Origin of the sequence: Corallococcus sp. AB032C (genome assembly GCF_003668935.1) — a bacterium.
GTDB classification, from domain to species: domain Bacteria; phylum Myxococcota; class Myxococcia; order Myxococcales; family Myxococcaceae; genus Corallococcus; species Corallococcus exiguus.
In genome coordinates this window covers 177,526-200,250 of sequence record NZ_RAWP01000003.1, presented here as the reverse complement: position 1 = coordinate 200,250, position 22,725 = coordinate 177,526, and the positions used below count along the sequence as shown (strand labels likewise).

Sequence of the window (22,725 nt, the reverse complement as noted above, 5' to 3'; positions counted from 1 at the left end):
GGTCGTAGCGCGGTCGGCGGGGCGGATGGCATGCGGGCCGGGCTGGTGTGCCTCGACCCGCGCAGGTGCGGTTCAGTGACGTGCGGTGTGCTCGTTCGGCGGCTGCCGTGCGCCAACTTCTGGAGGGACGCGGATGGAACTGGGACTCGCCAACAAGGTCGCGCTCGTCGCTGGTGGCTCCAGCGGCCTGGGGCTCGCTGTCGCGGAGGAACTGGCGAAGGAAGGCGCGCATGTCGCCATCGGTGCTCGTGACACGGACCGTCTGGCCCAGGCGGAGGCTCGGCTCAAGTCCGTGGCCCGGGGCGGCCGGGTGCTGGCGACTCGCGTGGATGTGAAGGACGACGCGGATGTGCGCCGCTGGGTGGATGACGTGGTGGCGAAGCTGGGCGCGCTGCATGTCGTCGTCACCAACAGCGGCGGTCCTCCTCCGGGCCCGGCCTCCACCTTCGGCGTGGATGCGTACCGGAGCGCTTCGGACGCGGTGCTGCTTCCGCCCATCTCCCTGGCGCTCGCGGCGCTCCCGCACCTGAAGAAGGCCGGATGGGGACGCCTGCTGTTCATCACCTCGGAGACGGTGCACCGGCCGGTGGCCCGCTTCGCGCTGTCCGGCTTCGCTCGCATGGGCATCGTCGGCTTCTCCGCCGCGCTGGTGCAGGAGCTGGGCGACGCGGGCATCACCGTCAACGTGCTGGCTCCAGGCTACATGCGCACGCCTCCGGTGGAGCGCACCGCGGGCAATGCGGGTGACGTGGAGGCGGGCCTTCGTGCCATGGGCGCGCACATTCCACTCAAGCGCGTGGGGCTCCCGGAGGAGTTCGCCGCGGCTGCCGTGTTCCTCGCCAGTGAGCGCGCTTCCTTCATCACCGGCACCGTGCAACTCGTGGACGGTGGCGCGAGCGTCATCGGATGAGCGCCACTCCCGCCCCATCCCGCCGTCCTGTCGTCGTGAAGATTGGCGGCGCGGCGGGCGTGGACCTGGAGAACGTCTGCTCGGACGTTGTTGAGCTCGTCCGACAGGGCGAGCGCGTCGTCGTCGTCAATGGCGGCTCGGAGGCTGGTGAGCGGCTCCTGGGCTTGCTGGGCATGGCGCGCCCGGAGGCCACCACCGCGAACGGTAACGTCGTGCGCCTCACCTACGCGCCCACGCTGCGCGCGCTCACCATGGCGTGGGTGGGCGAGGTCAACAAGGCCGTGGTGCTGGCGCTGCTCTCGAAGGGCGTCACCTCGCTGGGCCTGTGTGGCGCGGACGGTCGCGTGCTCACCGCGCGCCGCCGACCGCCTCTCAAGTTGCAGGACGCCGACGGGCGGATGCGCATCGACCGCGAACATCTGGCCGGAGAGGTCTCCTCGGTGAACGCGGCGCTCCTGGGCACGCTGCTGGATGGCGGCTATGTGCCCGTCGTGTGTCCCCCCGCGGTGACGGAGGACGGCGTGCTCGTGAACGTGGACGCGGACCACGTGGCGTCGTCCATCGCGGCGGCGCTGGGCGCGAAGGCCCTGGTCATCCTCTCCAACGTGCCGGGGCTGCTCGCGGATCCGAAGGACCCCGCATCGCTGGTGCGCTCCAGCGACGACGTGGAGGGCTGCATGCCGCTGGCGGGTGGACGCATGCGCTACAAGCTGGAGGCCGTGCGCCGGGCGCTGCAGGGCGGAGTCCCTGCCGCGTACGTGAGCGCGTCGCGCGTGGCGCGGCCGGTGTTCTCCGCGCTGGAGGAGGCGGGCGGCACGAAGTTCACCCTTCGCGATGGAGGCAGGGCGGATGCGGGCGCGTGAGCCAGGCGTCGACTTGTTGCGGTGGATGGTGGAGCAGTACAGCCCCAGCCACCAGGAGGCCTCCTTCGCTGGAGCGCTGGTGGAGCGGCTGGGCACGCGCGGCTGGCGGGCGCACACCGACGCCGTGGGCAACGCCGTCGCTCGCTACGGGGACGGGGACACCGTCATCGCGTTCCTGGGCCACATCGACACCGTGCCCGGAGAAGTGCCCGTGCGGCTGGAGGGACAGAAGCTCTACGGCCGGGGCGCGGTGGACGCGAAGGGCCCGCTGTGCGCGTTCATCGAAGCCGTGGAGTTGCTGGACGACTCGGAGCGCGCCGGCAAGCAGTTCCTGCTCCTGGGCTGCGTGGAGGAGGAGGTCGCCATCACTCGTGGCGCCCTGCATGTGCGCGACCAGTACGCCCCGGACTTCGTCATCAACGGCGAGCCCAGCGGCGCGCACGCGGTGACCATCGGCTACAAGGGACTGCTGCGCCTGGACCTGGAGCACCGCGCCAGCCGCCGCCACACCGCGAGCCGCGACTACCGCGCCGCCGCCGAGCACGTCATCGACGCGTGGAACGCACTCAAGCGCCTGTGTGACGACTGGAACCGCGAGCGCCCGTCCCTCTTCGAGCAGAACCTCCCCTCCCTCAACGCCTTCCACACCGGCGCCACGGAGACGGAGGAGTGGGCCACGGCCGCCGTGAGCATCCGCACCGGCCCGTCCACGGACACCGACGCACTGCTCGCGGCGCTGGCCACCGTGCCCACCGTGGCAGTGCGCACCGTGGCTCGGAAGAACGCTGTGTCCACGAACGGCAACGACGCCCTCTCCCGCGTCTTCAAGCAGGCCATCCGCGAGCGCGGCGTGAAGCCCACGCTGCGCCTGAAGACGGGCACGTCCGACTGGAACACCGTGGCCTCCGCGTGGGCCGTGCCCACCGTGGCGTACGGCCCCGGCGACGCGGCGTTGGACCACACGCCGAACGAGCACATCGACCTGCCGGAGTACGAGGAGGGCGTCGCGGTGCTTGCTCGCGTGCTGGCGCTCCTGCCAGTGAAGGGGACCGCGGGAGGCTGAAGGCTCAGGTGCCCAGCGCGGCCAGGCCTCGGGCGCGCAGGGTCCGCATCCCCACCACGATGCCGAAGAAGAGCAGGGCACAGCCCGCGGTGATGGGCCGCACGCCCACCCGGTCCGACAGCGCGCCCTGTCCCCAGACGCCCAGGATGTAGCCCGCGTTCACCAGGAGCAGGAACAGGCTGCTCACGCGCGCCTGCAGCTCCGGCGGCGTGCGCGCCTGGCACACCGTCTTCAGGCCCGTGAAGGCGACCAGGTACACCGCGCCCAGGATGAACAGCGTCACCAGGGCCACCGGCAGCGACGGGGACAGCCAGTACGCGGCGGAGCACAGCCCCACGAGCAGCAGCGCCGACTCCAGGAAGGCCCGCCGCCCCATCCGCGCGACGAGGGCACCGGAGCCGAACGCCGCGATGACCGCGCCCGTTCCCTGCGCCGTGAGCAGCATGGACGTGGTGGTCGCATCCCCACCCAGCACCTTCAGCGCGAACACCGGCACCAGGCCCACGAAGGGCGAGATGAGCAAACCCACCAACGCCCCGGAGCCCAACGCGAGCGCGATGCCTGGATCCGTCCACGCCAGGCGCACGCCGCGCATGATGCCGTCCCACAGCGCCTCCACTTTGGGAGGCGGGGTGCTCGCCGCGCCGCGCATCCCCGCGAGCGCCAGCAGCACGGCGAGGAAGGACAGCGTGTTGACGAACAGCGCGCCCTCGATGCCCACCCTCGTCAGCACGAGCGCGGCCAGCACGGGCCCGATGATGCGGCCCAGGTTGAACTGCGCCGAGTCCAGGCTGAGCGCGTTGTGCAGGTCCTCCGGGGGCACCACGGCCACGGTGAGCGCCGTGGCGCAGGGGATGACCAGCGTGCTGAACGCGCCGTTGAGCAGCGAGAGGACCGCCACCCACGGCACCGACAGGTTGTCCGTGCCGGCCAGCACCGTGAGCAGCGCGGCCAACAGCGCCTGCATGCACACGCACACGGCCATGAAGGTGCGCCGGTCGAAGCGGTCCGCGAGCGCACCCCCCAGCGGCGCGAGCACCAACGAGGGCAGGTGCGTCAGCGCGGCGACTCCTCCCGTCCATGCGGCCTGGCCCGTCACCTGCGTGACGTAGACCCCCAGGGCCACGGACTCCATCCACGTGCCGATGTTGGACACGAGCGTGCCCAGCCAGAGAAGGGTGAAGTCGCGATGGGACAGGGCCCGGGCGGAGCCCGAACGTGAGAACAGGGAGGTGGCCACGGAGACACTCGTTCTACAGCGCGTCCCTGACGCGTGCTCGGTGGGCGCACGCCTACACGGTGGTTGACTCCCTGGCTGCCATGGGAGACGGGGAAAGACATGACGCGGCACAAGGTTCTCGTGGTTCCCCGGGAGATTGCCGGCGAGCGGCTCGACCGGTTCCTGACGAAGCACGTCCCGGGCCTCACGCCGGAGCGGGCCCGGGCGATGCTGGACGCAGGACGCGTGCGCATCCGGGGCAAGAAGGCGCAGGCCACGCGCAAGCTGTGGGGCGGCGAGGAGCTCACCCTGGAGACGCCGGAGCCCCGGCCGTCGCCGCATGCTTCATTGGAAGGCCCGGAGCTGCCGGTGCTGTACGACGACGCGGCGCTCGTCATCGTGGCCAAGCCGCCGGGGCTGGTGGTGGAGCCGGAGGGGCGGGCGGCGTCGGTGGTGGGGCTGCTCGCGGCGCGGTGTCCGCCGTTCGACGTGGAGGGCGTGGCCCAGCCGGGCGTGGTGCACCGCCTGGACCGTGAGACGAGCGGATGTCTGGCATTGGCCCGGACGGATGATGCGGTGGCGGCGCTCCTGAAGGCGTTCCAGGAGAAGCGCGTGGACAAGCGCTACCAGACGCTGGTGCTCGGGCGTCCGCCGGACACGGGGCACCTGGAAGGACCGTACGCGAGGGACCCGAAGGATCAGCGCCGCTTCACGACCCGTGTGCCCTCCGCTCGCCGCGCGGCACTGACGTTCACGGTGCGCGAGCGGTTCCGGGAGGGAGCGCTCCTGGATATCGACCTGGACACAGGGCGCACGCATCAGATCCGCGTGCAGTTGTCGGAGGCCGGGTTCCCGGTCCTGGGAGATTCGCTCTACGGCACGGAGGAGGCGCGCAAGCATCCAGCGGCGCTCGCGGTGGGGCGTCAGGCCCTGCACGCATGGCGGCTGGAGGTGCCGTCCTCCGCGACGGGCCAGCTCATCCAGGTGGAGTCGCCGCTGCCGGAGGACTTCCTGCGGGGGCTCACGGTGCTGCGCGGGTGATCATGATAGGCTTTGAGCAGCGGGAAAGCCTGGATGGATGTCAGGTTTTGCGTCCAATGCCGCTCTTCTTGCGGTGTGGGGCGTCATCGTGAGGGGAACATGCGCGCGCGGATGAAGTCGTGGGGCGGGTTGTGGGGAAGCCTGTCGTTGATGGTGGCCCTGCTGGTTTCGGGCTGTGGTTCCTCCACGAGTCCGTCGGGCCCCGTGCTGGATGCCGGGACGGATGCGGGCACCACGGACGACGCGGGCGTCGCGGACGCGGGAACGGTGGACAGCGGCGTACCGGAAGCCCTGCCCTGCGAAAAGACCCAGGGCGTGTGCGCTGGGGCGAAGCGGGCGTGGGTGGATGGTGCCTACGAGCCCGTGTGCACGGCCCGCTCCTACGGTGCGGATTATGAAGCGTCGGAGACGCGCTGCGACGGTCTGGACAATGACTGCGACGGCGTGACGGATCCGGCGACCTGGGCGGAGGTCGCCCCGATGAAGTGGGCGCCCTATGCGAGGTCGGTCGACAGCCTGCCCGTGGAGGGGGGCTTCCTGATGGTCTACGTCGACAGCCCGGAGGGGATCCAGGTGCTCCGGTTCGATGAGTCCCTGAACCTCCAGGGCACGTCGATGATCCCGCTGGATCCAGGCTTCTCTCCCGTGACGGAGACGCAACTGGTGCGGACCTCTCGTGGGCCTGCCCTCTACTTCACCGCGCTGCATTACCAGACGGGATCCACCGCGGAGGGACGCCTCGTGCAGCTGGATGAGCAGGGCGCTCCCATCGGCTCTCCCGAGGGCATCGTCCTTTTCGAGCAACCCAAGACCCAGCCGGCCGCGCGCGTGGCAGCATCCGTGGACGGGCAGCGGATCTCCGTGGTCTGGGCCGCGTCCATCTCCGGTGTCCGCGAGGTGCAGGGCATGCTCGTGGATCCCTCCGGCCTGGTCCTGGCCCCACCCCGGGTGTTGTTCCAGTCGGGCTCACCCAACCTCCACTCGCCGCGGGTGATGGGCATGGGGGATGGGAACTTCCTGGTGACGGCGTACGACGAGGGGGAAACGGTCGATGACACGCGCATCCGCTTGAGGCGTCATGACCGCGAGCTGCGACTCGTGGGAGACGAGCGTCGCCTCACCGTGGCGTTCGGGGCCATTCCCACGCTGCTGATGATGCCCGCGAAGGAGGGTGGGGAAGAGCCCGTGATGCTCTACCGCGAACCGGATGGGCACAATCCCAGGCTCCATGAGGTGCGGCACCTCTTCGCGAATGGCACGCCCGTGACGCTGACGTCCACGGCGTGGAGCCAATCCAGTGTGCTTGGCGCCACGATGACGTCACGGGGGCTCCAGTTGGCCTGGATCACCATGGGCTACGTTCCCGTTCCGGGTCAGGATTCGGGCTTCATCTACGAAGGACGCCTCTGGGGCATGAGTCCTTCGGGCGTCGTGACGGATTGGACTCCTGGACCCGCGCCCATGCCTCTTCACCGCAATGGAGAGTGGGTGCTGATGCATGCGCTCCCCGGACACTGGATGGGAGCGCTCCTGATGACCGCCACGACCGTCCCGACGGAGGCCTACACCCTCCGTTCCGTGCGCTACTGCGCGCCCTGAGCCCGGCGGCTCGCGGCGGCCCATTCACCGGGCGTCGTCTGGCGGAAGGCCCGCGAGGAGTACCCCCGACCTCCTCGCGGAAGAAGCGCGCCGGCTGTGGGGTGTGGGCTCGCGCTGAGAGGGCCTATTCGCGGCGGCCGGGGTCGTCCTCGGCGTCGGGCTCGGGTGGCTCCAGCCGGGCCTGTCTCTCACTGGCCTCCCAGGAGGCCTCTGCGTCACCGGCGTGCACGCGGGCGGCGGCAGCGTCGTCCTGGTCTCCGGTCCAGGTGGTATGGCCTCCCGCGAAGCCCTCCAGGGGGCGAGCGCCGCGATGCGACTCCACCTCCAGGTCCTTCTGCTCCTGCTCGCGCAGCCGCTCGCGCTCCTGCTCCCGTTCGTGCTCATGCTGCTGTTCAAGAATCCTGTCCGCCATATCGCATCACCTCCTGCCCCAAGGTGGGGTGCGGCCGCGCGGGACGGCAGGGGGAGGCGGGCGTTCGTGCACGGCCGCATGCCTGGCGTGCGGTCGGCTACGCTCCAGCGGCCCGTGTGAGCCGGGCATCTGGAGGAGCGCGGCGCATGAACGCGGGAGTCTCCATCGTCGCTGATGACACCCGGAGCTGGGGATTGGAGACCCCGGGCCCCGGCCTGCTGCTGCACGTCCCCGCCACGGGCCGCTGGGCGCGGCGTCCCTCCGTGTACCTGGAGGCGGCTCCCGACTACCGCATCCGGTTGCGCGGCGCGGGACAGACGCTGCTCTGGACCCGCATCGATTCCTACTGGGACCGCGCTGCGTTCCTCCGGGGAACGGCCCTCACCCCCCATGTCCTGCCGGCCCTGTCCGCGCCCGAGGTCCGGGCCGTGGAGGCCGCGCCAGGCACCGGGCCCTGGTGGGAGGCCTGGGAGTGGCGGGTGGCGCGTGCGCTCGTGGAGGCCCCTCTGTCGGTGCTCCACTCCGGGTCCTGGTGTCTGCGCCCCGTGCGCGCCATCGCCGCGGAGAAGTCGGAGCGGCATCCCGTCTCCCCCATGGAATGGGGCTTCGGTCAGCCGCCGATGCCGCCGCACTCGCTGTCCGCCGTGACGCGGTTCCTCCACGCCTGGAATGAGGACTGGTGGGACGCGCGGACCGAACACACTCCGGGTGTCGTGCTCGGACTGCGCGCGCCCTCTTCAGCCGAGGATGGACGCGTGAAGAGCTGGCGCAAGCGCGCACGGGACGGGACGTTGCCGCCCGTGCTGCTGCTCTACGTGGACATCCTGGCGAAGTGGCTGGTGCTGGATGGACATGATCGGCTGCACGCGGCGCTGCTCGAAGGCGTGGAGCCTCCGCTGCTGGGGTTGTGGCCCTTCGTCACCCCGCCGCGTGCCGCGAGCGCCGTCCGTGAGGAGGGCGCTCTGTTCAGCGCGGAGTTCCAGCTGCGCGCGGGCGCGACGCCGGAGACCGTCGACCGGGTCAACCGCATGCTGCTGCTCAACTTCACCCCCGACCCCAGGGGAACCGTCTCGCGCGCCTGGCCGCTCCCGGGCGGGCGGGCTGCCTGGCGCGAGGAGGTCTCCGCCCGGCGCCGAGGTGCGCCGTCCCCGCTTCCGGACGACATCGACTGGGATTGGTTCACGTAAGCTGTCCGGCATGTTTCAGCACTTCGAACGCCAGACCACCGACCGGCTGCTGCTCCGCGCTGTTCGCGAAAGCGACCTGGACGCGGTCTTCGCCCTCCACTCGGATCCAACGACGAACCGGTTCAGCCGCCGCGGCTACATGCAGACGCTGGACGACGCGCGGCGGATCATGGGCATCTGGCTGGAGGACTGGGCGCGCGACGGCGTGGGGTACTGGCTGGTGGAGCGACTGGACGCGCCCGGTGTCGTCGTGGGCCTGAGCGGCCTGCGCCACAAGGAGCTGGAGGGCCAGCGCGTGCTCAACCTGGCCTACCGCTTCACGCCCGAGACCTGGGGCTCCGGGTACGCGACGGAGGCGTCCCGCGTCGCGCTGGCGCTGGCGGCCCGTCACCTGCCGCAGGTTCCCCTGGTGGCCATCATCCACCCGGAGAACACCGCGTCCCTCCGCGTGGCGGAGCGGCTGGGGATGCGCCTGGACCGCCACGTCACCGAGGACGGCATCCCGAACCGCGTGTATGTGATTGGCTGAGCAGCTCTTTCAGCGCGGGTCGAACGAAGCACAGGCGCGCACGCCGATGCGGACGTCCCGCGCGGTCGCGTCACCGGGGGACAGGTCGGCGCTCGCCGCGACGAACGAGTCGTAATACCAGGAGCCTCCCCGGAGCACGACGCTGCCGAACTCGGGCGTCACGGAGCGCGTGAGCTCGTAGGCGTTGCCCGCCATGTCCCGCAGGCCGAACGGGCTCACCGACGCGGGATGCGTTCCCACCGCGTCCGGCCCGAAGGCCAACGGCCGCCGGTCATACGTCGCGTCGATGTTGGCGTCGTCGGGCTGGAGCTGGTCGCCGTGCGGATAGCGGCGGCCGTCCGCTCCCCGGGCCGCGTACTCCCATTCATGCTGGCCGCACAGGCGCGCTCCCGGCAGCCGCTTCGTCCGGTGGAGCCAGTAGAAGTAGCCCTCCAGGTCCTGCGCGGAGACGCCGGACAGCGGCAGTTGCTTCCAGTCGACGCTCGCGTGCCGCGTGCGCTCCGCGTAGAGCAGGGGCTCGCCTTCCTTCGCGGTGCGGAACTCCTCGCGGGTGCGGTGGAAGGTGAAGACCCAGCCCGTGCCCTGCCGCCACCGCAGCGTGATGGTGCCCCCGTCGCCGAAGTGCGGCTGTTCGAGGATTCGCCTCGCGGGCGCGTCCGGTGGCAGGTCTTCCAGGTAGGTCAGCCAGTCTCCGAACGTCACCTCGTCGCGGCCCACCAGATAGCCGCCGGTGAGGCAGTAGCGATGCATGGGCGGGCTGAAGGTGAAGCGGCGCACCACCTCCGGCTCGGCGCTGCCCAGCAAGAAGCAGCCCGGCGGGATGTAGACGTAGCCTTCGGGCACCTGGGTGGGGAGCGTGAGGCGCAAGGCTTCACGCTCGCCGTGCGTGAGGAACACCGGAACGTCCAGGGGCACCCGTCCCGGCTGCGTGACGTGGAGCAGGTAGGAACCTTCCGGGAGGACGAAGCGTGAGCCTCCGGTGTCCTGAGCGGCTTCGCGGCGGAACGGCCCGTCGCTTCGGAGTACGCGCGTGATGGACACGCGGGCCCCTGGTGGAGTGCTTTCGAACATCAGCTCCGCGGGCTCGCGGAACCGCCGCAGGGAGGCCTCGCCCTCCTTCGCTGAGTCCACCTCCTGCTCCAGGCGCTGGAGCCACGCGTCGCGCTCGTGGCGCTGGTGGAACGCTTCCGCGAGGAGGACGCGCTCGGCCAGGACCTGCGCGATGAGCCGGCGCGTGTCGAGATGGTGGCGGTCGCGGTCCAGGCCTCGCTCCAGGCTCCGGCTGGCGCGGGTGAAGGCGGCCTCCGCCTGGTCGCGCAGGGCGAGCGTCTCCGTCCAGCGCTTCTCCGCGGCGCTGCGCAGGCCCGTGGCATCCGTCGCGGTCTCCGGGCCCAGCGAGGAGGGGGGCCGGCCGTCGAACATGGCCAGCGACTCCACGCGGTTCGCGAGCGCCCTCGCGGCGAGGGTGCGGCCCGAGGCCAGCGCTTCCTTCGCGGTGCCCAGCTCCGCGGCGATGAAGCGCGAGTCCTCCAGGTACGCCTGGAGCCGGAGGCCGACGTAGGACGCGAGGACGGCGAGCGCGAGCACGAGCGCGGTGAGGCCCCGTCCCCAACGCGCGCGGCGCACGGCCCGGTGGGACGCCCGGAGGAAGGCCCGCTCCCGGGCGCCCAGGGTGGTGGGCTCCAGCACCCGCACCTCATCCAACTGGCGCTGACCCCAGAGGGCCTCGCTGGAGCGGCGCAGGCGGTCCCACTCCGCGCTGGCCGCCTCCACGCGCTTGCGCAGCACGCGGTGCCCGATGTCGTCGTCCAGCCAGTCGCGCAGCGTGCCCCAGCTCGCGATGAGCGACTCGTGGGCAATCTCCCAGCGCGGCAGGTCGCTCACCGTGCGCGTATGCAACAGCCGGCCTTCGACGAGCACACGCAGCGCCGCGCGGGAGATGTCATCCGAGGCGTCCGCGAGGTCCTCCGCGCTGCGCTCGATGCGCGTGCCCTCCGCCGTCACCAGCTGGAGCAACAGCCGCCTCGCCGCCGCATGCTCCGCGGAGCTCATGCGCGCGAGCACGCCGTCCGCATGCCGGGACAGCGCTCCGGCCACGCCGCCCATCGCCTCCAGCGCCGAGCGCGTGATGCGGCCCCGGGTGGCGTCGCGGCGCTCCCACAGCTCGGCGAGCGCGAACTGGAGCAGCGGGAGGCTGCCCACTCCATGCGCCGTGGAGTCGACGAGCGTCTGCACCAGCTCTGGCGACTCGAAGGCCACGCCCCGCGCACGGGCCGGGCCGATGATGGCCTCGCGCACGCACTCCGGCGACAGGGGCCGGAGGATGTAGAGCGCCCGCTCCGCCTCTTCCCCCAGGCCCGGGAGCGCGCACAGGCGCGTGAGGAAGTCGCCCCGCACCGCCAGCAGCACGTGCACTCCGGGCGACGGCAGGGCCAGCTCTCCCAGGAGGCGGGCGAAGTGCGCCGCCTGGCCAGGGTCGGCGAGGGTGAGCAGCTCCTCCAACTGGTCGACGAAGAGCAGCAGGCCCCGCCCGCGTCCATGCGTCTCGCGCAGCGCCTGTCCCAGCCAGGCCGGCGTGTCCGTGAGGGCGGTGACGAGCTCCGCCTCCCTGCGCCCCAGCACCGGCGCGAGCGCCGCCGCCAGCGCTTCGAGCGGGCGATGGCCGGGCCACAGCGTGACGACCTGCGGCTCGCGTCCGTCGCCCAGGTCTCCGGCCGCCACCCGGGGCAGCACGCCCGCGCGGCACAGCGAGGACTTGCCCGTCCCGGAGTCGCCAGCGACGAGCACCAGCGGCCGCGTGCGCAGGCGCTCCAGCACGGCGCGGATGTCGCCCTCGCGTCCGAAGAAGAGCGCCCGGTGCTCGGCCGCGAACGGCGCGAGCCCTCGATAGGGATTGCCGGCCGCCAGCGGCGCGGGCGCGATGGAGCGCTCCAACTGCTCCAGGGATTCGCTCAGCGCCTCCGCCGAACCGAAGCGCTCCAGCGGATCCACCGCGAGACAGCGCTGGATGAGGGCGGCGAAGTCGGGGTCCACCTCCGTGCCCAGCGCTGCGCGGGTCGGGGTGTCCTCGGGCCTTCGCGAGGCGCGGCGGGGCACCTGACCCGTGCACAGCTCATGGAGGATGAGGCCCAGCGCATACAGGTCGCTGCGGGCGGACGCCGGGCCTCCCGTGAGCACCTCCGGCGCCAGGTAGGGCAGGGTGCCCACGAGCAGCGGCGAGCCCGAGGCCAGCTCCGCGCCCACCTCGACGCGCTCGGCGAGGCCGAAGTCGAGCAGCTTCACCTCGCCCTCGCGCGTGACGAGCGCGTTGGAGGGCTTGAGGTCGCGGTGCAGGACGCCCTGGCGGTGCGCCGCAGCCAACCCCCGCGCCAGGCCCACGCCCAGGGACAGCACCCGGCGCCACGGCACCGGCAGGGGCAGCTCCGCGAGCGTCTCGCCGACGACGTACTCGGAGACGATGTACGGGTGGCCGTCCACCGCGCCCACGCTGAACACGCTGACGATGTTCGTGTGTTGCAACCGCGCGAGCGCCCGGGCCTCCGTGGTGAACAGGTCGCGGAAGCGTTCATCCGGCTGCGTCGCCGCCATGAACTTCACCGCCACGCGCCGGTCCAGCGACGTGTCGTGCGCCAGGTAGACGATGCCCATCCCGCCCCGGCCCAGCGGGCGCTCCAGGCGGAACGCATCGAACGACGGCGGCGGCGTCCAGGGCTCCGGCGGCGGCAGCAGGTCCGTCTCCCGCGCGTCGGAGGGCTCCGGGTCCTCCACGGACGAGCGCTGGATGCCGGGCGTGAGCGTGGCCAGCATGCTCCGGCACTCGTTGCACCCCGCGGCGTGGCGGTGCACCTGCGCCAGCGCCTCGTCCGTCAGCTGATCCTCCAGGAGCTGGACCAGGATGTCGTCGGTCAGACAGCTGGAAGGGGGCGCGCTCACGGAGTCGCCTCCACGCTAGCCACGCGGCGTGCGGCGTTCAATGACACACGCGGACACGACATCCCGCACCGTGCGCGAGACGCGCGTGGGCGGCGGGTCGGGGCGCGGCATGGTATTGCGTTGCCATGTCCCAGGTGTCCGCACTGGCCACGACCTTCCTCTCGCACACGAAGACGCGCTTCGTGGCCCCCTCGCCGGAAGAGCTCGCGGCACTCGACGCCCTGCTGATGCGCGCCTGGGAGGACGCGCAGGCCCGCTGGCCGGGCGTTTCGCTCCCCGCCGCGCGCTTCGTGACCCACGTCGCGGAGCGGATCCCCCCGGCGAGCCCCACCGCGCCAGTCGCGCCGCTCGTCTCCGCCCTGTCCCTGCCGGAGCTGTACCTGGCGTGCGCGTGCCTCCAGGGCCACTCCGTCGCGCTGGAGGCCTTCGAACGCCAGTACCTGGCCCGGCTGCCGGAGCGGCTGCGAAGCCTCCGCCAACCCGACTCGATGATCGACGAGGTCCGCCAGCGCGTGGGCGTGAAGCTCCTGGTGGCCAACGCGGGCCACGCGCCCGCCATCGCGGACTACACGGGGCGTGGCGGCCTCTTGAGCTGGGTGGTCGTCATCGCCAGCCGCATCACCAACAAGCTGCGTGGGCAGGAGAAGCCTTCCACGGGTGACGACGCGGAGGAGCTGTTCAAGGCTCTGCCCGCGCAGGGACTGGATCCGGAGCTGGACGTGATGAAGCGCCGCCATCACGCGGCCTTCCGTCAGGCCGTGCGGGAAGCCGCCGCCACGCTGTCGGCCGAGGACCGCCATCTGCTCCGCCTCCACTTCGCCGACCGGCTCTCCACGTATGAAATGGCGCCGCTCTTCCGCGTCAACCAGTCCACCATCTCCCGCTGGCTGAAGCGGGTGCAGCAGCAGGTCTACACGGAGACCCGGCGCCGCCTGCAGGAACAGCTGGGCCTCTCCACGGAGGACTTCCAGAGCTTCATCGCCTTCGTGGACAGCCAACTGGACCTGACCCTCAGCCAGCTCCTCGACGAGAAGCGCGAGCCCTCGTCGGAAGGCTGAGCTACTGCACGCGCGCGGGCTCCGCTTTCGGAGGGCCATAGGACAGGTTGCGCAGCAGCGTGGCCCCGGGCTTCACGTCGCCGCGGCTCACCGTGCACACCTCTCCCTCGTCGCGTGCGTCACCCGTGTTCGCCTGGAACCGGCCGGGGCACTCCTGGAGGATGACGTCCAGCGCGCGGCCGTCGCGGGTGCGGGAGAGGCAGGTGGCGCCGTCGGGTGCCCAGGCTGCTTCGAAGGACCCCTTCGCCGGGTCCCACTCCCGTGTGACTTCCGTCGCGCGCTCCAGCACGCCCATCCGGTCGTAGATGTCGATGGTGGTGTCCTGGCGCGTGTGGCTCCGGCCGTTGCCGCAGTAGTCCGCGCGGGCCAGCCGCGTGCACGCCTGGTGGAGGCCGGCCAGCGACTTCCCGTCCCGTGAGGCCCAGGGCGCGTAGCCCCAGAGGATGCACTTGGAGATGGCGCCGTTCTCACACGCGAAGGTGACCCGGTCCGCCGCGTCGGCGTGGGCGCCGCTCGCGTCCCACACGCCGCCCACCGCCAGCGCCCGAGGCGCGGGAGAGCGGTCCAGCGCGACGCAGGGGTTCTCCCATTCGCGCGCCACGGGGTTCCACGCTTCGATGCGGTAGAAGACGCGGGTCGGGTCATCCGCCGCGGGCTCCGCGCCGCAGATGGCCACCTCCACGGGCTTGCCGTCGCTGGCGGTGCCCTGGAGCACGGTGCCCACCACATCGCTCACCGTCGCCCGGGTCTCCGGTGGGGGGACCGCCCACAGCCGGCCATTTTCGAAGCGCAGGCCCGTCACCCCGGCCTCGGCCTGCCGGGGAGCGTCCAGCGCCACGGAGACGAGCACGCTGGTGCGCTCCTCCGTCTGCTTCTCCGGATCCCAGCCGCGCTTGGTTCCCCACAGCATCGTGCCCTGGGGCCGGGCGATGCGCTGGGTCGTCTGGGATTGGCACCGGCGCGCGTAACGCTCGGCGTCGGTCGGGCCGCTCACGGACCGGGCGGGCCCGGGCTTCGGGGCGGCGGCGGGCGGCGCCGCCTGTCCTTGCGCGGACAGGAGCAGGAACAGACACACCGGCAGGGGTCGGAAGGACGCGTTCATCGCTTCCGATGAGACCCCGGGTCATAAATCGATGCACGGAATCCGTCCGCCCCCCGCACGGGGCTGTCAGTCCCAGCCCCGCAGCTGGACACGCACGCGCCGCAGCAGCAGGTCCCACTCCTGGCGCTTCAAGGTCGCCATCACGCGCCCGGTGACGATGGTGAGGCCCGTGAGCGTCATCACCAGGAAGCCGATGCGGTGGTCCCGCAGGCCCGCGTCGAGCAGGTTGGCCACCACGTCCAGGAGCAGGAACAGCGTCCCCAGCGCCAGGTAGGCGCGGATGCGCAGGGCCATGCCCACGGCCACCCCCAGAAGACAGACAGCGCCGAAGACAATCGCATACGTGCCATCCTCGGACTGGCCCATGCTGGCCGTCAGCTTCGCCGCCGCGGGCACATAGAGCAGCAGTCCGCCCAGGATGCGCACCGCGTTGCGAGCCGCGTGCGGGAGGCTGGACGTGAAGAGCTGTCCCATCATCAGGAGCAGCAGCCCGAGCGGCGCCAGGTAGATCTCCAGTCCCTCCAGGCCGAACGCGAGCGCGGCGATGAGCAGCGCCAGGTTGCAGGCCGCCGCGGCGAACGCGCCAAACATCCGGCTGCGCTCCACCGCGCCCAGCGCCGCGTACAGCAGGCCGGAGCCTCCGGCGAGCAGGGCGGCGTCGCCCGTCGCGTCGCGGGGGAGGATGAGCGCCACCGCGATGGGTAGGAGCGCCGCGAACCGCCGCGTCGCCTGCTCCACGGGACGCACGCCCGCCCTGCGCGCCAGCACCGTCACGCCCACGAGGACGAAGCCCAGCGACAGCGCGAAGAGGGCGTCATGCTCGGGGCGGAGGCCCTGCGCGTACAGCCCGCGCACCAGCGCGTAGACGCCCACCACCGCCATCTGCACGAAGTAGACATGGCGGCCCGTGTGCTCGCGCCACGCGGCATGCAGGGACACGCCCACGGCCAACCCGATGGCCGCCAGCGCCACGGGCAGCACGTCCTCGGAGGCCTGGCCTCCCACGGCGACGGCCGCGAGCAGCGCCGCGCTCGCCATCAGCCACAGGTCGCGGCCCCAGCCCATGCCTCCCGCGACGTCGCTCCGGCGGCGGGACGTCACGCGTCGAGCGACGTGGAGGGCCAGCGCGCTCCCCGCGGCGGCCAGCGCCAGCGCCGCGCCGGACCGGGTGAAGAGGGACAGGTACGCCGGGCTCCAGGGGGCCCTGGCCTGCGCGAGGAACACCATCCCCATCGAGACGACGGCGCCTCCGGCGACCATCGTCCCGAGCCCCGCGATGAACCCGGAGAGCGCCCCGCGCCACTGGAAGGCCGCCACGAGGAGCGCCGCCGAGAGGAGCCCCAGCGTCAGGGGCAGTGCGGCGGAGACCATCCACGTTCCGCCCAGCCCTCCGAGTGTCCGCGACAGGAGGACGGGAACAGCCATCGTCGGGGACGTGACTCCTGTCACAGCCAGTGCGTACAGCATCGCCACGATGAAGCAGGGCATCACGGCCAGATGGGCGCGCAGCCGCGTGCGGCCCACGTCGTACCCCCGCCGCTTCGCGAGCCACGGAGCCACGACCACCACCGCGAGCCCCAGCATCGCGAGCGTCGGCCCCGGCCACGTTTCGATGTTCGGCGCCAGATGGGCACGGGCATGCACGAGCAGCAGCAGGCCCAACCCCAGGACGCTGCGCCCCGGTCCGCGCGCACCGCCCACGAAGAGCACGGCCCCGATGGCGAGGACGAGCTGCGCCGAGACCAGGCCGGGCTGGAGGAAGGCCGCCGCCACCACGAGCCCCACGGCCGTGAGGGTCTCCCGGCGCAGGGCCGGGAGGAAGGGCCCCGAGGTGTCATCGGTGCGCAGGGACAGCAGCCGCCGGAAGAACGCACGGGCCGCGTCCATCCGGGCCACCGCGACCGCGAGCACCGCGTAGACGAGCCCGGCTGCGGCGATGCCGGCAAACGCCTGCTGCCACAGGAGGAACTCGCTGCTGCCCGGAGGCATCCAGGCCGCAGGGTGCAGCCAGTCCAGTGACGGGCTGACGCTGTCCACCGCCGTGGCGCGGATCCACTGCCCGTCGGGAGGCAGCAGGGCCGCCAGCGGGCTCCCGAGCAACGAAAGCTGCGCGGCCCAGAGCGCGGCGCCGGGAAGCCCCAGCAGGAGCCCCCAATGCGCCAGGACCCGCGAGCGGAACGAGGCCGCGAGCAGGACCGTGAGCAGCGCCGGCCCCAGCACCAGGAGCGGCGGCACCAGGCCCAGCGCGCGTGACGGAGCCGGCAGGCCCACGACGAGCGCGGACTTCAGGAGCAGCACGGCCAGCACGGCCACGCCCAGGTGCGGCACCGCGTGGTACAGCGGCCCGTGCCTGGGTTTCTCCAGTCGCTGCGCCACCCACGGCCCCACGCGCCGCAGGCCCAGCGCCAGGAACCACAGCGCGATGCCGATGAGGGGCAGGCGCCATGCCGACACGTCGGGCGGGAGCGGCCGGCCCGCGCGATTGACGGCCCCGGTGAGCGCGATGAACCCGCCGCTCAGTGCGAGCGTCACCACCGAACCCCGCAGCTGGAACGCCACGAAGCCACGTGACACGAACGCCAGGAGCGCGCCCGCCGTGAGCAGCACGCCCGCGAGCAGGGCCACCGGACGCTCGGCGCTGTCCGGCAGGGCGATCCAGTTGACGAGCGTGATGACCGCGAGCACCGCCTGCACGAGCGCGGCGCCCGCGAAGCCATCCGTGAACAGCGGCCGTCCCCGAGCGCCGAACGGCAAGGGGAAGACGTCCAGCAGCCGCCGGCCCTTCACCTTGTCGAGACCCTGGCCGCGAAGCATCGCGAACAGCGCGAAGCCGAAGCCCAGGCCCGCCGCCACGAGAGCGGCCCGCGCCGAGGTGAAGTCGGAGACCGTGCCCAGTCCCTGCGACACCGTGAGCGCGAGCCCCATGGCCGCCATGAAGCCGACGAGCCGGCTGCCCTCGCGCCGGACGCGAAGCAGCAGCACCACCGTGGCCACCGCCGTGGGCACGCAGGCAAGCACCGTCGAGAAGGGCACCGCGATACCCGAGAGCGCATCCGGCAACACGGGCGCGACCCCCAGCGCCCGAGCCACCCCGAGCGCGGCGATGACCAGCGACAGGTCCTCCAGGGGCCGGAACGCGTCCCGCAGACCCTGGCGCTCCATCCACGCGGACTGTGCGAGCCCAGCCAGGCCATAGAGCACCGCCGCGAGCGCGAAGACGCCCAGGTCCGCCGCGCTGGACGCGAGCCACGGAGTCCCGTCCACTGCGGAGCGCGCCCCGAAGAGCAACGCGACACCGCCCAGGTAGTGGAGGCCCCGCCACCGCCACCGCCCCGCGAAGTGGGCCGCGAACGCGATGACCGCACCCGTGTACGCCTGGGGCCAGGGCGCGTTCGTCCCCTGCGTCCACGCCAGCACGGAGAACGCGGGCATCGTCGCCAGCGAGACGACGACACCCCACGCGAGCATCCGGTTGCGCACGACAGCGGAGAACGTCACGCGCGCCAGGAGAATCAACCCGGCCGCCACCGCCGCGACGCCGAAGCACCACCACGCCGGAGAATCCGGTGCCTGCACGCGCGCGACCAACGCCCCCGCGAGCAGCGCCGCCATGACGGCCGGATGCACCAGGGCCCGGCGGCGGAACTCCAACAGGAAGAAGATGAGCGAGGCCAGCACGGGAGCGCAGACGGATGCCGTATCCACCCAGGTGTCCTCGCCCGGGAAGACCGAGAAGGCGCCGAGCGCCCCCGCGAGCGCGCCGCTTGCGACCACCGCGTGAGCCAGCGTCTCGAACACCGGGGCCGCGCGGGGATGGGCCGCCCGGACAGCATCCGAGGACGCTCCCGCCGCCACCACCGCGCCCAGCGCCACCGCCCACAGCACGAGCCCCGCGAACAGGGGCGCCCCCGGCTCCAGCGCATCGAATCCGGAGGGGCCGCTCGCCACGCAGAAGACCGCCAGCCAGAGCGCGCCGTACAGCGCGGCGCCGACCCCGGCGAACGAAGCCGTGCCCGCCCGCGCCCGCCACACCGAAGCTCCCAACGCCACCACGCCTGCGAACGCGCACAGCGCACGCAGCCAGGGTGCGTCGCCCCAACCCATCAGCGGGAGCCCCGCCAGGAGCGACGGGAACAGCGCCACCGCGAAGGACGTGGCGGAAGCCCCGCGCCACAGCCGCCCCGCGGCCCGCAGCGGCAGGAGCGCGATGGCGGCGACACCGAACGCAGTGGGAACGCCCACCGTGGGATTCAGCGCCACCAGGGCCGACAGCGCGATGAACACCACCGGCAGCAACGCGAGCCCGATGCTCGCGAGCACGCGCCCCGCCGACCGCGAGCGCCGCGCCAGGAACGTACCCAGCCCGATGAAGGCCGCGTGGTAGCCCAGCAGCGCGCCCGTGACGATGAGTTGCCGGGGCACGCCACCCAGCGCCCGCCACGCCTCGCGGACGCCCATGAGCGAGCCGCCCAGCACGAGCACCGCGCCGAGGAACCACCAGATGTACTCGTGGAGGCGGGGAGGGTTGTCGCCCTCATCGAGCGCGATGACCGCCTCCAGGCCACTGCCGCCCAGTGAGTCCAGGTGCCCCCGGCCGAACAACGCCTGCCCGGACCCCAGCGCCGAACCCAGGTCCTCCTCGCTGGAGGACTCGCCGTCCTTCTGCGCCACCACCCGCCGCCGCGCCGCCTGTTCCCGCTCCGCCCGCGCCGTCTCATCCAGCGAGTTCGCGAGCGAGGCCAACCACCCCGGACGCCACCCGCCCGCGCGACGCAGCGAACCGGCCACGTCATCCGCCCAGGCCTCCACGCGCGCCGCGGAGTCGAGCGCCGGTTCCACCGGAACCACCACGGCCTCAAGCGGGGGAACCTCTGGAATGCTCGCGACCGCTTCAACAGGCGCCGCGAGCGAGGACTCCAGCCGGTCCGCCGTGGCTGGATCCACCAGCCCGTCGAAGCGCCAGTGCTCGATGCGCCGTCGCATCCGCGCCAGCACGAAGTCATCCAGGTGCCGCCCGGCGGCGGGCACGAGGGCGGCACCGCACTCCGGGCACAGAGGCCCGGAGTCCGGCGCACGCGGTTCCGTACAGGCAAGACAGAGCATGTGCGTCAGCATACCGGACCGCCTCCACCCGGAGTGCCGTCCCTGGAGACACTGTCACTTCAGGGAGCCCGGCCATGGCCTCCACGGCCGGGCTCCCCCCACGCCGGGACTACAGACCGTCGTGGTAGCACCAGCCGGTGGTGCGGTCGTAGCCGCCACCGGACAGCGGGTAGTTGATGAAGCCCAGCTCCTCGCCCGGACCGCACTCCGACCGGGCGCGGGTGTAGGGCTGGCACTTCGTCTGGCCGTTCAGGCTGACGCACGCGCCGCGCGCCCCTTCCGTGCCGCAGAACTCGGCGTAGGTCTTGGTGCACGTCTCACCAATCAGGGCGGGGTCGAAGTCGAAGCCGAGGGGCTCCAGGACCGACTGCTCGATGCACGTGCCGTAGACGCCGCAGACCGTACCCGTGGGGCAGCCGGGGACCGCCGCCATCGGGTCGCACGTCTTCAGGCACTGCCGGTCATCCGTGAACAGGTCGGAGCACGCGAAGCCCTGCGCGCAGTCCGTCGTCGCCGGGTGGTTGGCGTCCGCCGCGGGCGTGCGCGTGCAGGCCGCGCCCTGCGTGCCCGTGCCCTGCGACTTCTCCAGCGTGCCGTCATCCGCGAAGTAGTTGTCCGCCACGCAGGTGTGACCCGGCACGTTCGCCGTCCACGAGCCCTCGCGCGGGTCGCAGCCCATGGGACGCAGGGTGTTCCAGGTCGCGAAGCGGATCCACTTGCACTCGCCACCCGGGACCACCGCGCTGCCCTTGTAGGGCGCGCTGAGTGGCGCCGCGTTCACCGACTCACGCAGCGTCACGTTGTAGAGCACGCCCACCGACTGCTGCGGCGACACCTTGAGCGCCAGCAACAGGGCGCCGGTGTCCGCCACGAACAGCTTCTGGCCCGTCGTGCCCGCGTCCTGATAGCCGTAGACGCACTGCTCGCAGGTGAAGGTGTTGGCGCCGCCGGCCGTCAGGTCATGCACGCCCGTCGCCGTGTTCACGTCCAGCCGGACGAACGCCGTGTCCTTCAGCGCCGGGTCTCCCAGGCCGTTGAACGTGCCCTGATAGGTCGGCTGACCGCCGTACATCACCGGCGTCAGTTGGACGCCGTTCGACAGCGCGCCCATGGTGATCTCGCTACACCCAGCGGGTGGGGTGAGCTCATGCGCCTGCGCTTCCAGGACCTTCGCCTGCTCTTCCTGGTCGGGGGCTTGCTCCTGCGGCTGAGGCTCCACGGCACAGCCCGTCAGCGCCAAGGAAAGCACCGCGCTCCAACGCCACGCACGAAACCCGAGGCTTCGAGTCGTCATTGTCATTCTCTTGGATGGTGGTTCAGGCTGTCAGGGGGGGGACAGCCGATCCGGGGAGCCCGGATGCGCTATTGATTACGTGAGGGTGTCTTGAATTGACAGTTCAATTCGACATTGCGGCGCGACTGTTGTTGTCGTGAAATCCGTTGCGTATGGGATGGAATCACCCTTCAGGAGTTTCACTCCTGGAGTGTCTCCGGTCTCGATGGGTACGAATGTGAAACGAATCAATTGCAGTGGCGGCATCGGGTGCCGCCATTTCACGTACCATCCGGGTCTGACACTCGCGGTGCTAGGGCTTCTTGTTGCGCTCCCGCAACGCCTTGCACGGGTCGTCCTCCGGCATGGCTGGCGTGAACCACACGTAGTCGTAGGGCAGGGTGGTGGCACCCACGGCGGCCGCGTAGTCCTGGGGGTTCAGCGCCTCCGGTGACACCTCCAGCAGCGCCACGCTCAGTACGGTGACGTCCTTCACGCGGCGCTCCAGGTGCGCGGGGACGCCTCGGTCCTTCCGGACGTGGCCGTTGCCGGTGATGAGGACCGCGCCGTCCGCGGGCACGGTCTCCAGCAGCCGGTCCGCCATCATCGCGTCGCGCGCCCGCTGTGCCAGCGCCATGGGCTCCAGCATCTCCTGGGGAAGCTGTCCGCAGTGCGAGCGGTCCAACTCCTCACGCACCGCCTTCGCCTCCGCTTCGGGCACGGGCGCCTCCAGCCCCAGGCGTGAGCGCAGGTCGGAAGGAAGCGCCTCCGGTCCCTTCATCACCAGCGCCCGCACCTGTGCGCGGGGCAGGTTGGCGGCGACGATGGGCAGGTGCGCCTGGAGGCCTGCGGCGAACACCGGCGCGTAGAGGCTGAAGGCGGGCCAGCCGCTGCGCTCCCAGCCCACCGCCTTCGCCAGTCCCTCCACGTCCTCCGGCCAGGCCTTCAGCGCCGCGTCCACGGCGGGCTGCTGCGTGACGTCCAGCATCTCGAAGGCGAGCGCGGGACGCTGGCCGGAGTCCGTCCTGGCGCGCACCAGCTCCGCCTGGAGCCGGTGATGGTCCGGGTGGTCGTGCCGTTCGCCCAGGAGCACGAAGCGCGCGGGCACCACCGTCGCGCGCAGGGCGCTCTCGTCCACGAAGCGGCTTCCCGCCACGTCCCAGATGCGTCCCACCAGCGGGTGGTCCCGGTACAGCGTCGTGGCCCACTCCCGCGCGGGAGGAGGGGACGGCTGCTGCCTGCTGGCGCAACCCAGGGACAGCGCGAGGACGAGGCCAAAAGGGATTCGCGTCATCCCGCCATCTCACCCAGACCGCGCGGGGATTGTCCGTCTGAAAGCGGCGGCGCCTCCGCTCCCGGACACAAGAGTGGCCTTGCCCTGCATCCGCAGGAGGCTCACTCGCGGCAGGCCCGCCTGCCCCCATGGAGAAGGG

General features: G+C 71.9%; 15 protein-coding genes. 8 read left to right on the top strand and 7 right to left on the bottom strand.

Features of this window, described 5'->3' with window-relative positions; genetic code table 11:
• Positions 1-133 precede the first annotated feature (133 nt).
• Genes D7X99_RS02545 through D7X99_RS02535 form a run of 3 tightly spaced genes read left to right on the top strand, consistent with a single transcriptional unit; the run spans position 134 to position 2,836 of the window.
• Positions 134-910: an SDR family NAD(P)-dependent oxidoreductase gene (locus D7X99_RS02545; protein WP_121776307.1), complete on the top strand. Its 777-nt coding sequence runs from the start codon at positions 134-136 to the stop codon at positions 908-910.
• Entirely contained in the window at positions 907-1,773 is an 867-nt protein-coding gene (locus tag D7X99_RS02540; protein ID WP_121776306.1) for a [LysW]-aminoadipate kinase, read from the top strand. Before D7X99_RS02545 ends, D7X99_RS02540 begins: the two co-directional genes overlap by 4 nt.
• Positions 1,760-2,836 carry a M20/M25/M40 family metallo-hydrolase gene (locus D7X99_RS02535; protein WP_121776305.1) on the top strand — a complete coding sequence of 359 codons (1,077 nt, stop codon included), beginning with the start codon at positions 1,760-1,762 and terminating at the stop codon, positions 2,834-2,836. The genes D7X99_RS02540 and D7X99_RS02535 overlap by 14 nt, the downstream gene beginning before the upstream one ends.
• A gap of 4 nt (positions 2,837-2,840) precedes the next feature.
• On the opposite strand, the gene D7X99_RS02530 is transcribed toward D7X99_RS02535, so the two are convergent.
• Positions 2,841-4,076 (bottom strand): MFS transporter, encoded by a 1,236-nt coding sequence (locus tag D7X99_RS02530; protein ID WP_121776304.1) that lies wholly within the window; start codon positions 4,074-4,076, stop codon positions 2,841-2,843.
• 99 nt (positions 4,077-4,175) lie between these two features.
• Between D7X99_RS02530 and D7X99_RS02525 the strand changes: the two genes are divergently transcribed.
• Together D7X99_RS02525 and D7X99_RS02520 are read left to right on the top strand one after the other, a co-directional pair.
• Positions 4,176-5,096: an RluA family pseudouridine synthase gene (locus D7X99_RS02525; protein WP_121776303.1), complete on the top strand. Its 921-nt coding sequence runs from the start codon at positions 4,176-4,178 to the stop codon at positions 5,094-5,096.
• A gap of 99 nt (positions 5,097-5,195) precedes the next feature.
• Complete coding sequence (locus D7X99_RS02520; protein ID WP_147476007.1) at positions 5,196-6,695, top strand: putative metal-binding motif-containing protein; 1,500 nt, start codon at positions 5,196-5,198, stop codon at positions 6,693-6,695.
• Between the two features lie 124 nt (positions 6,696-6,819).
• Here D7X99_RS02520 and D7X99_RS02515 read toward each other — a convergent pair whose 3' ends face one another.
• Positions 6,820-7,107: a hypothetical protein gene (locus D7X99_RS02515; protein WP_121776301.1), complete on the bottom strand. Its 288-nt coding sequence runs from the start codon at positions 7,105-7,107 to the stop codon at positions 6,820-6,822.
• A 146-nt stretch (positions 7,108-7,253) separates the two neighbouring features.
• Between D7X99_RS02515 and D7X99_RS02510 the strand changes: the two genes are divergently transcribed.
• Entirely contained in the window at positions 7,254-8,294 is a 1,041-nt protein-coding gene (locus D7X99_RS02510) for a hypothetical protein (protein ID WP_121776300.1), read from the top strand.
• A gap of 10 nt (positions 8,295-8,304) precedes the next feature.
• Positions 8,305-8,823, top strand: coding sequence for a GNAT family N-acetyltransferase (locus tag D7X99_RS02505; protein ID WP_121776299.1), 519 nt, complete (start codon positions 8,305-8,307; stop codon positions 8,821-8,823).
• A 9-nt stretch (positions 8,824-8,832) separates the two neighbouring features.
• Here D7X99_RS02505 and D7X99_RS44385 read toward each other — a convergent pair whose 3' ends face one another.
• A complete protein-coding gene (locus D7X99_RS44385) occupies positions 8,833-12,756 on the bottom strand; it encodes a bifunctional serine/threonine-protein kinase/formylglycine-generating enzyme family protein (protein ID WP_121776298.1) in 3,924 nt (1,307 codons plus the stop codon).
• A gap of 125 nt (positions 12,757-12,881) precedes the next feature.
• Between D7X99_RS44385 and D7X99_RS02495 the strand changes: the two genes are divergently transcribed.
• Positions 12,882-13,814 (top strand): sigma-70 family RNA polymerase sigma factor, encoded by a 933-nt coding sequence (locus D7X99_RS02495; protein WP_121776297.1) that lies wholly within the window; start codon positions 12,882-12,884, stop codon positions 13,812-13,814.
• A 1-nt stretch (position 13,815) separates the two neighbouring features.
• Here D7X99_RS02495 and D7X99_RS02490 read toward each other — a convergent pair whose 3' ends face one another.
• The 4 genes from D7X99_RS02490 to D7X99_RS02475 all read right to left on the bottom strand — a co-directional run bounded on the left by D7X99_RS02490 (position 13,816) and on the right by D7X99_RS02475 (position 22,586).
• Positions 13,816-14,916 carry an ADYC domain-containing protein gene (locus tag D7X99_RS02490; protein WP_121776296.1) on the bottom strand — a complete coding sequence of 367 codons (1,101 nt, stop codon included), beginning with the start codon at positions 14,914-14,916 and terminating at the stop codon, positions 13,816-13,818.
• Between the two features lie 66 nt (positions 14,917-14,982).
• Positions 14,983-19,944 carry a hypothetical protein gene (locus D7X99_RS02485; RefSeq protein WP_233613049.1) on the bottom strand — a complete coding sequence of 1,654 codons (4,962 nt, stop codon included), beginning with the start codon at positions 19,942-19,944 and terminating at the stop codon, positions 14,983-14,985.
• Between the two features lie 184 nt (positions 19,945-20,128).
• On the bottom strand, positions 20,129-21,313 hold the full coding sequence (locus D7X99_RS02480; RefSeq protein ID WP_233613048.1) for a hypothetical protein: 1,185 nt from the start codon (positions 21,311-21,313) through the stop codon (positions 20,129-20,131).
• Positions 21,314-21,605: 292 nt separating this feature from the next.
• Entirely contained in the window at positions 21,606-22,586 is a 981-nt protein-coding gene (locus D7X99_RS02475) for a ChaN family lipoprotein (protein WP_121776293.1), read from the bottom strand.
• Positions 22,587-22,725: the final 139 nt, after the last annotated feature.

What these genes read in the sequence shown, in the direction of transcription:
- D7X99_RS02545 (WP_121776307.1), top strand. Translation starts at nt 134, where the DNA reads ATGGAACTGGGACTCGCCAACAAGGTCGCGCTCGTCGCTGGTGGCTCC.
- D7X99_RS02540 (WP_121776306.1), top strand. Translation starts at nt 907, where the DNA reads ATGAGCGCCACTCCCGCCCCATCCCGCCGTCCTGTCGTCGTGAAGATT.
- D7X99_RS02535 (WP_121776305.1), top strand. Translation starts at nt 1,760, where the DNA reads ATGCGGGCGCGTGAGCCAGGCGTCGACTTGTTGCGGTGGATGGTGGAG.
- D7X99_RS02525 (WP_121776303.1), top strand. Translation starts at nt 4,176, where the DNA reads ATGACGCGGCACAAGGTTCTCGTGGTTCCCCGGGAGATTGCCGGCGAG.
- D7X99_RS02520 (WP_147476007.1), top strand. Translation starts at nt 5,196, where the DNA reads ATGCGCGCGCGGATGAAGTCGTGGGGCGGGTTGTGGGGAAGCCTGTCG.
- D7X99_RS02515 (WP_121776301.1), bottom strand. Translation starts at nt 7,107, where the DNA reads ATGGCGGACAGGATTCTTGAACAGCAGCATGAGCACGAACGGGAGCAG.
- D7X99_RS02510 (WP_121776300.1), top strand. Translation starts at nt 7,254, where the DNA reads ATGAACGCGGGAGTCTCCATCGTCGCTGATGACACCCGGAGCTGGGGA.
- D7X99_RS02505 (WP_121776299.1), top strand. Translation starts at nt 8,305, where the DNA reads ATGTTTCAGCACTTCGAACGCCAGACCACCGACCGGCTGCTGCTCCGC.
- D7X99_RS02495 (WP_121776297.1), top strand. Translation starts at nt 12,882, where the DNA reads ATGTCCCAGGTGTCCGCACTGGCCACGACCTTCCTCTCGCACACGAAG.
- D7X99_RS02490 (WP_121776296.1), bottom strand. Translation starts at nt 14,916, where the DNA reads ATGAACGCGTCCTTCCGACCCCTGCCGGTGTGTCTGTTCCTGCTCCTG.
- D7X99_RS02480 (WP_233613048.1), bottom strand. Translation starts at nt 21,313, where the DNA reads ATGACGACTCGAAGCCTCGGGTTTCGTGCGTGGCGTTGGAGCGCGGTG.
- D7X99_RS02475 (WP_121776293.1), bottom strand. Translation starts at nt 22,586, where the DNA reads ATGACGCGAATCCCTTTTGGCCTCGTCCTCGCGCTGTCCCTGGGTTGC.